13 protein-coding genes are annotated in these 12,892 nt (G+C 50.4%); 2 read left to right on the forward strand and 11 right to left on the reverse strand.

Annotated features, from left to right (window positions below; translation table 11 throughout):
- Positions 1-128: 128 nt before the first annotated feature.
- The 11 genes from QUE75_RS13195 to QUE75_RS13240 form a co-directional block, all read right to left on the reverse strand.
- Positions 129-1,943 carry a pilus assembly protein TadG-related protein gene (locus QUE75_RS13195; protein ID WP_286250789.1) on the reverse strand — a complete coding sequence of 605 codons (1,815 nt, stop codon included), beginning with the start codon at positions 1,941-1,943 and terminating at the stop codon, positions 129-131.
- Complete coding sequence (locus QUE75_RS13200; protein WP_286250791.1) at positions 1,936-2,205, reverse strand: hypothetical protein; 270 nt, start codon at positions 2,203-2,205, stop codon at positions 1,936-1,938. Before QUE75_RS13200 ends, QUE75_RS13195 begins: the two co-directional genes overlap by 8 nt.
- A gap of 57 nt (positions 2,206-2,262) precedes the next feature.
- A complete protein-coding gene (locus QUE75_RS13205) occupies positions 2,263-3,135 on the reverse strand; it encodes a type II secretion system F family protein (RefSeq protein ID WP_286250793.1) in 873 nt (290 codons plus the stop codon).
- Positions 3,128-4,042, reverse strand: a complete 915-nt coding sequence (locus tag QUE75_RS13210) for a type II secretion system F family protein (RefSeq protein WP_286250795.1) — start codon at positions 4,040-4,042, stop codon at positions 3,128-3,130. Before QUE75_RS13210 ends, QUE75_RS13205 begins: the two co-directional genes overlap by 8 nt.
- A complete protein-coding gene (locus tag QUE75_RS13215; RefSeq protein ID WP_286250796.1) occupies positions 4,039-5,232 on the reverse strand; it encodes a CpaF family protein in 1,194 nt (397 codons plus the stop codon). The genes QUE75_RS13210 and QUE75_RS13215 overlap by 4 nt, the downstream gene beginning before the upstream one ends.
- A gap of 10 nt (positions 5,233-5,242) precedes the next feature.
- Positions 5,243-6,421, reverse strand: a complete 1,179-nt coding sequence (locus QUE75_RS13220) for an AAA family ATPase (RefSeq protein ID WP_286250798.1) — start codon at positions 6,419-6,421, stop codon at positions 5,243-5,245.
- An 11-nt stretch (positions 6,422-6,432) separates the two neighbouring features.
- Positions 6,433-7,623, reverse strand: a complete 1,191-nt coding sequence (locus tag QUE75_RS13225; RefSeq protein ID WP_286250799.1) for a type II and III secretion system protein family protein — start codon at positions 7,621-7,623, stop codon at positions 6,433-6,435.
- Positions 7,613-8,536, reverse strand: coding sequence for a Flp pilus assembly protein CpaB (gene cpaB, locus QUE75_RS13230; protein WP_286250801.1), 924 nt, complete (start codon positions 8,534-8,536; stop codon positions 7,613-7,615). Before cpaB ends, QUE75_RS13225 begins: the two co-directional genes overlap by 11 nt.
- A 44-nt stretch (positions 8,537-8,580) precedes the next feature.
- Entirely contained in the window at positions 8,581-9,105 is a 525-nt protein-coding gene (locus tag QUE75_RS20610; protein ID WP_396631714.1) for a TadE/TadG family type IV pilus assembly protein, read from the reverse strand.
- A gap of 10 nt (positions 9,106-9,115) precedes the next feature.
- Complete coding sequence (locus QUE75_RS13235) at positions 9,116-9,328, reverse strand: hypothetical protein (protein ID WP_286250803.1); 213 nt, start codon at positions 9,326-9,328, stop codon at positions 9,116-9,118.
- A 182-nt stretch (positions 9,329-9,510) separates the two neighbouring features.
- Positions 9,511-10,890 carry a hypothetical protein gene (locus QUE75_RS13240; RefSeq protein ID WP_286250805.1) on the reverse strand — a complete coding sequence of 460 codons (1,380 nt, stop codon included), beginning with the start codon at positions 10,888-10,890 and terminating at the stop codon, positions 9,511-9,513.
- Between the two features lie 174 nt (positions 10,891-11,064).
- Between QUE75_RS13240 and QUE75_RS13245 the strand changes: the two genes are divergently transcribed.
- Both QUE75_RS13245 and QUE75_RS13250 read left to right on the forward strand, forming a co-directional pair.
- The gene (locus tag QUE75_RS13245) at positions 11,065-11,658 is read left to right on the forward strand and encodes a hypothetical protein (RefSeq protein WP_286250807.1); all 594 of its coding nucleotides are present in this window, start codon (positions 11,065-11,067) and stop codon (positions 11,656-11,658) included.
- Between the two features lie 145 nt (positions 11,659-11,803).
- The gene (locus QUE75_RS13250) at positions 11,804-12,892 is read left to right on the forward strand and encodes an OmpA family protein (RefSeq protein ID WP_286250809.1); all 1,089 of its coding nucleotides are present in this window, start codon (positions 11,804-11,806) and stop codon (positions 12,890-12,892) included.

A 12,892-nucleotide genomic window follows, 5' to 3' on the forward strand; every position in this document is an offset into this window, starting at 1 on the left:
TGATGTAAATCAACACTAAGATTGCTATCAGTGCTATCGACATGAGTGATACGGGATGTCCCAAATTCCCTGGCAAAGAAAGTCCTCCGTTTACCACTGCTGAGCTGGGCTACCAGGCATTATAGAATTCATTCGAATACGGCACGTTCTACGAGCTGGGAGCCAGTTTGTTCAGCTCCAAGAACTCGTAATTGCATTCCCCCGAGATCAGCACCCAATGCGGACAATAAAGGTGCAACCAACTGGCCTAGCACAGGCTCGGTCACGCCCTTCAGGAGCCCGGTCAGTGGGGTTACTAACCCGCTAAGAACTGTGCTCACAACGCCTGTCAGGCCCCCTTGCCCGCAGTCCAGAGCCAAGTTCCGGACCTGAATATCAAGGCCTTGCAAAGCATTGTTACCTGAGTCTACCGACTCGATATCGCACTCACCTGCAGGGCAATACAGGTTATAGCTTTCCAGTACCTGGTTTGCACTGGTAGAGGGCAGATTGATATCCAGGTCTGCTTCGATACAAACATTAGCAACAGAGACGCCCAATAGTTTTAATCCGAGAAGGGGCTTTACGCCAATAGGTTCAGGCGTAACCTGCCCCGTACCAGCGTCAACCCTTCCACTTTTTACACTCGCAACACTATCCTGCATCAAAAAATCAAATTCGGCTTCATTCAACCCACCCCGGGCGCACTTAGCGTTCACGAGCATTGCTTCACCACCACCCACCTGCACCGCCAGCGGGATGGATATGTTGTCTAGAATGGATATTTGGATCAGCCCAAGGGAGAGCGTGCTAATCAGGTCGCCCAATATGCCTGTTGCAAGCTGAATGTCCAGTGCCGTCTCTAGTGCGATGTCTGATGCTCGCACAGTGGTGAGCCACTCGCCTTGTTCGTTTTGCCGGGCGGGGCCGATGACAATGCGGGGCGGCTCATCAACCACCAGATTTAGCGTGACGTCAACGTCCCCCAATAGACTAATCGACTGAACCAGCCCGGACAGCAGCGGGGACTGTGCTGTGTCGAGACCAAGAGATAGAAGACTCGATGTTGATTGATTAAGGGCTTTAGCGCTGTTGAGAACCACGCTGATGACAAAATCATAGACTGGGAACGAGGCTTGTATGTTACCGGGGGGCTGACCAATCACTTCAAATACTGCGGAAGCGTTCAAACCTGACAATCCAACTGCATTGGTCAGATCGTCGACAATACCGCCCACTGGTGAAGTAACGCCGCCAGTCAGTCCAACCACTGCGTTCAGTACATCTATTAGCGGTTCATCGACAAGGCTGGTGAGGTCAGCTACGCCCAAAGCCGACAGCAGGTCTCCCACACCGATGAGGGTTGACTCAAGGCTCTGAAGATTGGTTGCATCCAAGGAATACCCAGGAGCCCCTATAAGCTGCCCAACCAGGGACCCCAAAAGACCGCCCTGGACGGTGGCAGTAGCGCCAGTGGCACTGAGTATTGCATAAACTTCTTTTCTGGCAGCAGCTTCTGCAGTCAAGGTGATGGGAGGAAATACTGAATTAGGGAACAATGCGGATACTGGCTCGGTGCGGGTATATTTCACCCAGGCTGCATTCGTTTGCGCCATTTGTGTGCTGGGATTCCGCGATGTAAATACCATCGGGCTGGCCGTCGACTGCCCTTGGAGCAAAACCCCGGGAATGATCTCGATGGCTGCTTCGTCACCGTCAAAGCCAGCGGCCTTGGCAGCAAGCAAACCTCGAGTTTGCATTGCATTAAAGGTGGCTGGAACGCCGCTACAGGTTTGCGCTTCATCGGCTGCTGCTGTTGCGGTTGAATTGACGATTGACTGCATCTCGGAGCGAACGAGCAGCAACCGGGAACCGTCAATGAGCAATGTTGTGAATGTAACAATCAACACCAGCAGCAATGGTGTAGCGAAGATCAGAGCCCCGCGTTGCCTTTGTTCAATCATCTCTCGTTGATTCTCTTATTCGAACAGGTATCGGTTGTTCAAAGCTATCCACAAGTCTCTTGTGGGTCTTGACGACAACGGCCTCGGTCAACTCTGCACCCACTGACCCCGCTTCGGCTTGTTGACGCATTATCTTCTGAACTTTACGTTCGTTGTGCGCATCAAAGGCAAGCCCCTGCAGTCCATCTGAACTATCTTTGGTATCACTCGCTTGTAGCGGGGTTACTGCAAGCGCGCAGACGATCATTAGATGTTTTTTCATGTTGTATTCCTTCAGTATGCGCTTCACTGGCCACTGTCTGTGGTTTTGGTTGGGTTGTCAGCGTTGGAATGCGTCTAGTATCGACAATACCGCTGGCCCGCCTATCAGCATGAATAATGACGGCAACATAAATAGCATCATGATGACGGTCATCCTTGCTCCAATTTTATTCGTCTCTTCTTTTAGTTTGCTTCGCTCTTCATGCTGGGCTTCCTGAACTATTTGATCGAGCCCTGAGGCCACCTTGGAACCCAGTGTTCCGGATTGTTTCATGAGCGCAACATAGCTTCTTAAAACGGTGAGATTACGATTTCGACCCAGTTCTTCCAGCGCTTGGCTGCGCTCTGCACCACTTTCCATAACACGATTGAAACGGTCGATCCTTTGGATCAGGCGTGGCATGATGTCTCGGGCCTGGTTGGAAATCAGTTTTAGTGATCGCTCGGGACTTAAACCAGCTTCCATCAGCATTCGTGTTAATTGACAGAGCTCTATGGCCTCTCTGTTCTGTAGCTTTTCTGCACTTGCACCCGATGATCGGATTAACCGCCTGGGCAGATAAAAGCTTACAAGTAACAGCAGAGCAGCCATGACGAAGTCTGCCTGGGAGAACGCCAGAACTGCCACAATTAAGGGCATCAGCCAACACCAAGTCAGATAATGTCGCCTTGAAGAGACAGCGCTCCTTCCTGTGGCATCCAACGACGGCTCAAGTTCTTTGAAATCCGATGCAAATAGCTTCCTGTCGACTAACCAAATGAGAAAGTCAGCCGCCGCAGAGGCTTCACCATCATCTGCAAGGCTGACCTTTTGATGGTTGAGTCTTGCATAAATACGTGCCTTGACGCCCCAGTTAGGGGCTTTGTGAAGGGTTATTACAATGGTTAGGAGGCCCATCAACGCCGCGCAAACGAATACTATCTCAGGCACGCCCTACCCCCCGGATCAGGTTCCATATCATGAGGATGCCCAGTAATTGTAGCCCGCCAGAAATCATCAAGAGCGTGTGCCCTACATCCGATTCAAGTAGCTTTTCAGAGAATTGCTCGTTGAGCACGACCATATAGACAGCTAGTGCAGGTGGGAGCAGTGCAAAAACCACAGCGGTAAAACGTGTTTCAGCCGTTGCTGCGAGAAATTCCCGGCGGAGTTCTTGTTGGGACCGGATTGCCCGGGAAACTTCAAAGAGGATTGGGCGTACCGATGACCCGAATCGAGACGAGGTTCTCAGTGCTATTGCCACTTGGGTGAACGCAGGCACTTGGTAAAAAGCTGCGAAGGCATCCAGCACACTCGTGTAATCTCGCCCTTGCGCAACAGCATTGCGTAAACGGAATACCATAGGGTCGAACACGGGTGAAGCATCGGCAAAGGCCATCACGATACTTTGTTCGACAGACCTACCAACGGATATCGATCGCAACATGCTGTCGAGAATCCCTGGCAATTCCTCATAAATTTTGCGGCGCTGCTTTTCGAACTTTACCCGCCAGAGCGTCACTAGCGCTGTTAAGATAAAGAAAATCAGCACCAGAACTTCAACCACGCCTCGGTAGAGGTATGTCAATGCGATGGCTGTTAATGCAACCATTGCCAGAAAAATCACTTTCCCAGGGGAAACTTTGATACCGGCGCGAAGCATCAGGTTCTGCAGTGGCCCCAAATCAATGATCGATGCTTTCTCTTCAACTGTTGCCTCACGAGCCAAACGGTTGCGTACACGCTTCTTGATACTTGAGCCAAGCATCAATCGGCTTACGACTAACTGGGACAGGATAATTATCAGTGCTCCAGTTCCGATAAGCATGCTCAAAAACCAGGCAACCTGGGCGTTCATACAGCCGCCTCTTGTGTATTTGACCACTCAATCTCTGGGGAGCGATATAGCGTTTCCATACGGTATGGATCTGACTTGGTTGGCTGAAGAGCGACCACTTCGCTTACGAGCCGTCGGCCATTGGGCAAGCGGGTGAGCTGGACCACGACGTCAAGCGATGAGCCGATTAGCCTGGCAATGGCCCTTTCACCAGCATCATATCCATTCACTGCCAAGAGGGTTTCAATACGAATTAATGCGTCTTTGGCCGAGTTAGAGTGAATGGTGCTCATTGAACCTTCGTGGCCGGTATTCATTGCCTGCAGGAGCTCAATGATCTCTCCGGATCTAACCTCCCCCACTATGACTCGGTCCGGCCGCATCCTCAATGCGTTGATAATCAGGTCCCTGGCAGTAATTCGCCCGGTACCCTCGGTATTTGCCGGCCGGGTTTCCAGCCGGACGATATGCGGATGATTCAGTTGCAACTCTGCGGAGTCTTCAATGGTGACGATTCGCTCATCCTGTGGGATGAACTCACTCAGCAAATTTAGGATGGTTGTTTTACCTGTGCCGGTTCCTCCACTCACCAAGAGGTTGCGTCTTGATTCAACGATATTGGAGAGTAAGTCGAGGCAGTCTCTGGTCATTGACCCCAAGTTGACCAGTTCGTTCGCAGTTAAATGCTTGGATGAAAACTTGCGGATAGACATCGATGGGCCGTCAAGCGCAATCGGAGGGATGATTGCGTTTACCCGGGAGCCATCCGGGAGACGGGCGTCGACCATTGGACTGCTTTCGTCAAGCCTGCGGCCAAGGGGGGCGAGGATCCGCCGGATAATGCGTATTACGTGTTCGTCGTCAATGAAGCGCGTCTGGACTTTCTGCAATACCCCAGCGATTTCAACAAATACGCTGTTAGCGCCATTGATTAATATGTCATTGATTTGATCGTCTGCGAGCAAGGGCTCGAGCGGACCAAAACCCAGAACCTCATCAACCATTTCACGCACCAACATGGCTTGGTCTGCGTTGGCCATGGGAATTCTATGGGTAGCAACATAATGATCCACTACGCCTTGAATAAAGCGGGATACCTGACCCTTTTCTACTCGTTCAACCTCGATGCCCTCTTCATCAAGCCGCTCGATGATGTGGGAATGGACGTTTTTTTTTAAATGCTGATAGTCATCATCAACCCTAATCGCCATGACCTACCCCTCAACTGCCCGCTCGCTTGAATAGAAACCTGGCACTACCTTTACGTTTTGCTAAAAAATCGTCTTTGACAAAGTTTCTTAACTTTCGCTCATAACGGTTTTTGGCAGGAACCAACGACATGGGAATCCCTGCGTTGATTGCGTCTAACCTGCAGCGCCACTCAAGGGGTAAGGTCAACTGACACGCTTGCCCCAGTGTTTTTTCTATATCCGCTAGCGATAGGTTACTTTTCTTTTCGAACCCATCAACGACCACGAAAAAACGGCACGTCTCGCCAACCCATTCTTTCGACAATTTCAACATTGCATCACTTGCTTGTACTTGATCCACTGCGGGATGCGTTAACAAGATGACGTTGCTGATATCAGACCCCATCGCCCTCAACCACCCTTCAACACTTGCTGGCTCTACTCGAATCACCAGGTGATCGAACAGGCCTGCCAACTGGCTCATCGTGATGTAGATATCAGCCCCAAAGTCACCTTCGAGGGATTCGGAGCTTATTTGGCCAGAAAGCAGGCGTAGTCCCGACGAAAATTCTTCCAGGGCGGTTTCTATAAAGGATCGATCTACGCTGTCGCCCCGGGAAACGAGGTCATTGAGTGTCAATCGGTTAAGGTTGTCGTAATAGAAGGTTTTATTGGTCTCAGAGTTTGTGTCGAGCGCAAGGATCGATTTTTCAGTATCGGAACGGCTCATTTCACACACGAAGTTCTGAGCAAAGAACCGCGTATCTACGATAGGCGACGCGGACGTCAACAGGGTGATGTTTCCTTTCGATGCCCGATGCCCCCCTGCGTGTACGGGCATCGCAGCGTCAGCTATTTTTCGTACACGTTCACGGGCTGAATCTGAATCGATACCGGTAATCAGGCAGTCCCTGGCACCAGCACGCATGATACTCAGCAGGAGATCTTGTGACACTCTCTGCGAGACACCTATTAGATGAACTTCAGGACACGCTTTCTGAATTGCGGAAAAAACTTTCAGCGCTCTGTTAGAGTCGTGCTCGTCCACAGCCACGACCACAACGGCCGCTCCCGTTGCCTGTACCAGTCGGCTAACCCGCGACAAATCGGAAGAGCTTACCATTTCGAGGTTCCACTCGGACTCCAGTACACGCTCCAACCAAACACGCACACCAACATCGTCTGCGACACATATGATGTTATTACTCATGGCTTGCTCCATTACCAGCTAAGGCCGCTTTCAATAGGCTTGCCAGCCCGGCCGGGGTTGATCGCCATGTCGATCCATTTCGTGCTGCTCTGCTCATATTCCCGGCCGAAATTACGGACATCGGCGGGCAATCGATTTTGAGCACTTACAAATCTGGGCGTTACGACCATGATTAGCTCTTTATCTTCGGATGCCACTCGGTCTGAGCGGAAAAATGCACCGAGAATTGGTATGTTACCCAGCCCTGGTAATCGGTCGCTGCTGTTAGTGGTGGAGCGGCTAACCAGGCCGCTGATAATAAAGCTTTGCCCAGGAGCCATGGAAACCATAGTTTCAGTTCGGCGAATTCGAAGCCCGGGTACAGAGACGCCGGCAGTGGATACACCTGCTGAAAAATCCAACTCGCTGACTTCCGGCGCCACTTTCAAAATAATTTGCTCGTCATCCACTACGGTAGGCGTCAGCGCAAGACTTACACCAAACTCTTTAAACTCGATCTGAACATCGCCATCTCTTGATGAGACTGGAATTGGAAACTCACCGCCGGAGAGGAACGTAGCGGTTTGTCCACTAAGGCTTACGAGGGATGGTTCGGCTAAGGTGTAGGCGAAACCACCCGATTCCAACGCATTGATGACACTCAAGGAGTTTGACCCAAAGCTGAATAGGTTGAAGCCATCGGTACGCAACGCTCCCGGCGCTGCTGGTGCCCCGGAAGCAGCGGACATTGACGCGGAACCCGGCGGGGCAATAGTCACACCATTATTACCACCATTAAATAGCCTGGAGTAATACACGCCAAGTGTGTTGAGTTCTGAGCGATTGACCTCAACAATTCGAATATCGGTTTGTACTTGCATCGGTACTTTGCTTTTAATACCGCGAAGATCAGACACTTTGTACTCTGTAACTAGGGGAGAACCTTTGCCTTCCAGCCACACTCTTACCGCTGTCACTCCGGAGTTTTCTGCCGTTACGATCACTTCTTTTTCACCAGATGCGGTTACGGAAGCGATCCTCGGATCGGCAACAGATATCTTGGAGAGCGGCTCAGAAAAACGGAGCACATGCTGTTCACCGGGCCCTAATAAAATTGTACTTTCTACCGCAGCCGCATGAGAAAATGATAACCATGCGAGGGCCGCAATTGACAATCGAAGTACTAATCTAACACCCCGGTGTCTTAGACCATCACTGAACATAAATGCTCCTTGCTGAAGAACCTTCGAAAATCCTGACTTCCCGACCTGCAGATGCTTCTGAGGGCTTGCTCCTTTGCTGAGTTGGGGGTTGTTGATCCTCACTCGGCTCAACTTTTGCCGGTTTAATATCAGTCAAGTAAGCCACCAGCGGCTCTGCAGGCATTTCATCAGCGGGAGCGGCACCAACTTCAGATGAGGCGAGATCGTTTTCGGCAGGTTGCACCTGCGGCCCGGTGGCGACAAAGCTCAATCGTGATTCTGCCGATGCTAGCGCTAACCGGGGCACCTGTTGTCGCGGCACTGCCAAGACTATGGTTTGATTTCTGCGCTGGTTGTCTCCGCTTTGTTCACCGTCAATTTCAACTGATCCTTGTACGGCAAGCACTTTCAACTGACTGAGGGTTTCCACAGCAGCAGGATCTTCATCACTCGTACCCCTAAAGCTGCTATAGATATCGATGTAATCACCCGGCTGTAATAGCCCCCCAATACTGGTTAGGGGTGTTAGCTCCAATGCCATAGCTCTCATACCATCTTCGAGTAACGGCTGAAGGCGCGTTGAATGTTTGTAAAGGTCAAAGGTGACAATTTCTCCCGCCCGAAGGGTCCTCTTTAAGGGCTCATCAAACGATACCTCATCAGATGGCACGGCACCTTGCAATTCAGTTGTCGTTTCGAAGCGAACCAACCCATCTGGTACCAGCGGGGATCCGGGGTCCCCTGCCTGCTGAGCAATCAGGTAAGTGAACCTTGTTTCGACAAGCCCATCGGATTGATTCTGAGCTCGCTCTGACATTTCCGGTCGTTCGCTGGTTGAAGCCTCGCGCTCCAGCATTAAGCCATAAAGAGCGATGCCAACAGCCACTAAGGCGAGCAGAAGAGAGGGAATTGCATAGAAAAACCTTGACCTCATCATCCATTTCCTTTGCCAGGTCAGTAGGTGTGCCCAATCAGTTGCTAGAAAGCAACTACAGAGCGAGTCGTTAAAGAGGCGGGTAGCGGGGGAAAGGCTCCTAACCCAAAAACGTTCACTTGAGGTAAGAAAGGCGCATCTCCGGCATCCGCCCGAAGTGTGCACTCCAGCAAGTCTAGACCGTTTTCTGTATTAACCACACACTCCCTTTGTACTATTCTCTGGGCTGACGCCTTTGGCAATCGCTCGCTCAATACGACAAGCACTTCGTTGCTGTAGCTGGTCGCATCTTGCGCAAAATTACCTGACGCCCGCCTGTCGAGAGCGAAAACCGCTGCCGCGGCTCGATCAACAGCCGTTTGCATTTGCGATTTGTTAAAAAAGAGGACGCCATAACCCGCAGCCCCGTATATCAAACCGACCAAGATCGGAAATATCAACACGAACTCCAGGGTTATCACGCCTTTACTACTATAAGAACGCATAATTTCTAGCCCAAAGTTTCGCGAAGGGGCGAGCTGTGCCGCCTGGTATCCACTTCGCGGGCGCACCACCGCGACACAGCCCATACCCACTTACTTAATCTGACGAGGCTGCGTCTTGCACTTCCCCAAAAAGATTGCTCAGTGTTTCACTAATGGTAGTGGCTATGTCGTCGTTCAATCCGATAACCGCAATCAAAATCGCGATCACTACGGCGCCCAGCATTAAATACTCCAGGGATGACGCTCCTTTTTGCAATTTTGCTAACGCTGCACCAGACCGCATTCTGAAAATCCTTGCAGTTTTCATCGACTTCTCCTTTTTGCGAGCACTTAAAGTTACAGAATAATTACTACAACAAGCTTCAACCGAAAAATAGGATTAGGCTATGCGATAACTATACCACTACGAACCACTTCAAGGTAGCTCTCTAGTGACCCGATTACACCGTCATTTTTGCAAAACTTTGTAAAGTTATGATGAGTTTTAATCTATTTATGCCAACGCCCATCACGCCAGAAAAGATCAGATGAGAGCCCTCGAGCTTGAACCTCCTCTTCAACACACTCTCTAAGCAGCCTGTATATAGGCTCGCCCCCAGAAAAGGCGGCTTGGAAGACCATAGCAAGACGCCGAGCGAAGAACGGGCAAGGCGAATCAGGATTTGAAAACTCGTAGCTCATAACCCGTGAAGCACCAAATAGTGGCGCGAGCTGACCAAGCTTAAAGTTGCCATCTTCATCTTTTATTTTGTCAAAAATCTCAGCACCAGGCATAGGCTTCGGCATAAATAAGCCTATATCCTCTGGATACTGGAATAAATAACGTAGAAGAATTGACGTAGGGGCATCAACTCGACGATCCGGCTGTTGTCGAAACCGATAAAACGCCTTCACCTGCAATCCTAAAACCCAATAGGCCTCTGCACTCGTAAGCCCAAAACTTTCGCGAAACAATGAGAACAGGCTGTCGCTACTACCCAGAATCGGGCGCGAAAATCGATCGTACTGTCGCAGCTTATCGTCACTGACCGCTGAAGAGTTCACCCATTTCCCTTTAATAATGGCTGCGACTGGGTCAAGATCTCTGGACTTCGCCTCATTCTTCAGGATGCCGAGGTAACAATTGCTAAACCATTGGCTGAATAGGGCGTACACCTCTGACTCAAACCGGTCATGCAATGCATCATCCATCCAGTCAGTCAGCGAGTCCTTCTCACGCAACAACCCCCAACCCGTTTTACACTGTAACGTCTCCTTAACGAACGCTGGAGCCGAGCGAGACTGCACCGCGTACTTTCTGAGGCCGTCCCTGAAAAACTGGGAGTATTTACCGACAACAAGCATCTGGAGCCGAGCAACCGGTAGACCTGCATTCTGCATTCCAGCTGCCCCCTCCCCCAACATTTTGTAGGAAGAAATGTAGGACCGCCCGAATAAAGGCGCAAAACCAGATTTACCGCCTGATTTTATATACTTAACTTGATCAACCACCCCCATGAAAGGCTGAAGGAGGTCGAAAACCTCAGCACTTGAAGGACGTAGAGGCATCGGCACTAGATCTGGTCGCTTGAGGAGCAGCCTTACGAGTATCGCCTGGCTAGGCCTGACTCCCGGCAACTCAGCACTTTCTTCCTCCTCTTCTTCGGCGTCAAGGCCGACACTTTTGTCTGAAGTGCGCCCAACAGTATAGATGGAAGACTTTGCTCTCTTTAATTGGCTCAGTCGATTGAGAGGTACGTTCATCAGGAGCGCGAGATCAAGATCACGAACCTCCCCCCCACCAAGAAAGCTCTCGAGCACGGCTTTTAAATTCACCAGTGTACGACCATTTATAGGCCCTGAAGGATGGGTCAACTCATTGTTAGGCATTAGAGGCTTCTCGACTTGATCAAGGACAGATTTAGTAGGGGCATTGGATCACAAACTTTGGCATTCATATTTTCTACTTTATTTTTCAATGCTACCATAGGATGCTGTATTGTCACTTTGCAAATAGACCCATTTTTCCTGACTCTGACGAGTCTTTAAACGGCGAGAGTTAACGTGTCTGCAATCGGAACCAAAACATTTTTTTTCTTCGAAGGTGACCGACAGCCGTCAAGCTATACTCTTGAAAATCCGAACTATTTTCAACTCCCAGAGTTTCGCCTCCCACAGCGAGGCATAACACTCCTATACGGCAACAAGGGCCCGGGCAGCCTTATAGGCGCAGCGGTCAGGGAAAGCGCCGCCACAGGCCAAGGAGTTTGTTTTGCGGATGTAAAGGTTGACATTGGCGATTGGGATAGCAACAAACAAAAGCTATCAACCTTCGAGACGTGTCGCTTCCTGAACTTACCGTTAAGAGCCAATAAAGACGTGCTGGACGACATTCACTGTCACTGGAATCGCTGGCTGGACGAAGAGTGCTCACCTAGAGAAGACTTTCCGAGAAAGCCATCAAACCGAATGGACTTACTTGACAAGCTCATTGAGCTCGAACCATATAAACACTTGAACGCAATTGCCTACGACACAAAAACCCGCTTTGGGCTGGCAAAATTCGTAACCATTTTCAACCTGAACGCAATTCTTCAGGACCAGATCACCGTCATACCACCTCAGACAGAACTCACCCTTACGCTCCCCAGAAATTGATACCTCCTCGAGCACTAGAAAGACTTTAACAGTCTGCGGAACTCAACGATTTACTTTCAAACCGTAAAATATTGTCAATCGCTATTTTTTTATCGCATAATACTACCTATACTATTTTCGACCAGAGTCCAAAGGAGTGACCAAAATGCGTATGACCTACCTGGCAGCTGTTTGTGCCACCATTTGCTTACCGAGCCTCGCAGTGAGCGCTGAGAATTTCCCTTTGAGTTACTGGACCGTTGGTATTGAGGGAAGCCACGTAGATTCCGGTAACTCTCGGAATAAGTCGGTCGTTCAAGACAATTTTAGTAACTACTATGAGGGCGGGATTAACGTTACCCATCAGTTCAATCCCAACTGGAGTGTTCTACTTCAGGGCAGCTATGCCGAACCTGAGACCCGCGCAACCGGTATTGATACGGAGCTGCTTAGGTTCTCAATCGGTGGGCGAGCCCACCCGGCCAAGTTTAGACTGGCGGGATGGCGCCCCTTCGGCGGCCTCGGCTATAGCTATACCGATATCGATGTCACCTCTGGTGTTAGCAAAAATGAGGATGCCATTTTCCTGGAAGGCGGTATGCAACGAATGGTCGCTCCGCGCTTTATGATTGAGGCAGGCGTAAGGGCCAGGACGGAACTCGACGATGGGTATGTCGACGGCCAGTACTTCGCTGGTGTTCATTATCTTTTCAACCGGAAATTTCCCAGCGCACCCAAGCCTGCAGCGGTTACCACGACCAAGCCAGCTGTTGTACCACCACCAAAAGATTCTGATGGTGACGGGGTAATCGATGAGCTGGACAAGTGCCCTAACACTCCCCAAGGCGCCCTTGTTGACTCAGATGGCTGTCCCAAAGAGCTAACGAAGGAAATCCGCGAGACGCTCTACGTGGAATTTGAGCTCGATAAAACTGAGGTCCGCCGGCAGTTTTTCCCGGAAATCGCCAAGCTGGCAAAAGTCATGAAGCAGTACCCGACCAGCAGCATTTTGCTGGAAGGCCACACGGACAGCACAGGCTCTGCTAGCTATAACCAAAAACTTTCGAAAAGCCGCGCCGACGCTGTCATGAAAGTATTGGTCAACGAGTTTGGTATCGACACCAATCGAATTACCACAACTGGCATGGGCGAATCTCAACCAATCGCTACCAATAGCACTGCCGAAGGCCGGGCCCAGAACCGTCGGGTAGAAGCGATTGTTACTGGCAAATACTCAGAACTCATCAAAAAATAA

This window comes from Marinobacter shengliensis, assembly GCF_030297115.1.
GTDB lineage: Bacteria > Pseudomonadota > Gammaproteobacteria > Pseudomonadales > Oleiphilaceae > Marinobacter > Marinobacter shengliensis.

Coding starts and splice junctions, on each gene's coding strand:
- QUE75_RS13200 (WP_286250791.1), bottom strand. CDS start 2,205: ATGAAAAAACATCTAATGATCGTCTGCGCGCTTGCAGTAACCCCGCTA.
- QUE75_RS13210 (WP_286250795.1), bottom strand. CDS start 4,042: ATGAACGCCCAGGTTGCCTGGTTTTTGAGCATGCTTATCGGAACTGGA.
- cpaB (WP_286250801.1), bottom strand. CDS start 8,536: ATGAGGTCAAGGTTTTTCTATGCAATTCCCTCTCTTCTGCTCGCCTTA.
- QUE75_RS13225 (WP_286250799.1), bottom strand. CDS start 7,623: ATGTTCAGTGATGGTCTAAGACACCGGGGTGTTAGATTAGTACTTCGA.
- QUE75_RS13250 (WP_286250809.1), top strand. CDS start 11,804: ATGCGTATGACCTACCTGGCAGCTGTTTGTGCCACCATTTGCTTACCG.
- QUE75_RS13215 (WP_286250796.1), bottom strand. CDS start 5,232: ATGGCGATTAGGGTTGATGATGACTATCAGCATTTAAAAAAAAACGTC.
- QUE75_RS13235 (WP_286250803.1), bottom strand. CDS start 9,328: ATGAAAACTGCAAGGATTTTCAGAATGCGGTCTGGTGCAGCGTTAGCA.
- QUE75_RS13240 (WP_286250805.1), bottom strand. CDS start 10,890: ATGCCTAACAATGAGTTGACCCATCCTTCAGGGCCTATAAATGGTCGT.
- QUE75_RS20610 (WP_396631714.1), bottom strand. CDS start 9,105: ATGGGCTGTGTCGCGGTGGTGCGCCCGCGAAGTGGATACCAGGCGGCA.
- QUE75_RS13220 (WP_286250798.1), bottom strand. CDS start 6,421: ATGAGTAATAACATCATATGTGTCGCAGACGATGTTGGTGTGCGTGTT.
- QUE75_RS13195 (WP_286250789.1), bottom strand. CDS start 1,943: ATGATTGAACAAAGGCAACGCGGGGCTCTGATCTTCGCTACACCATTG.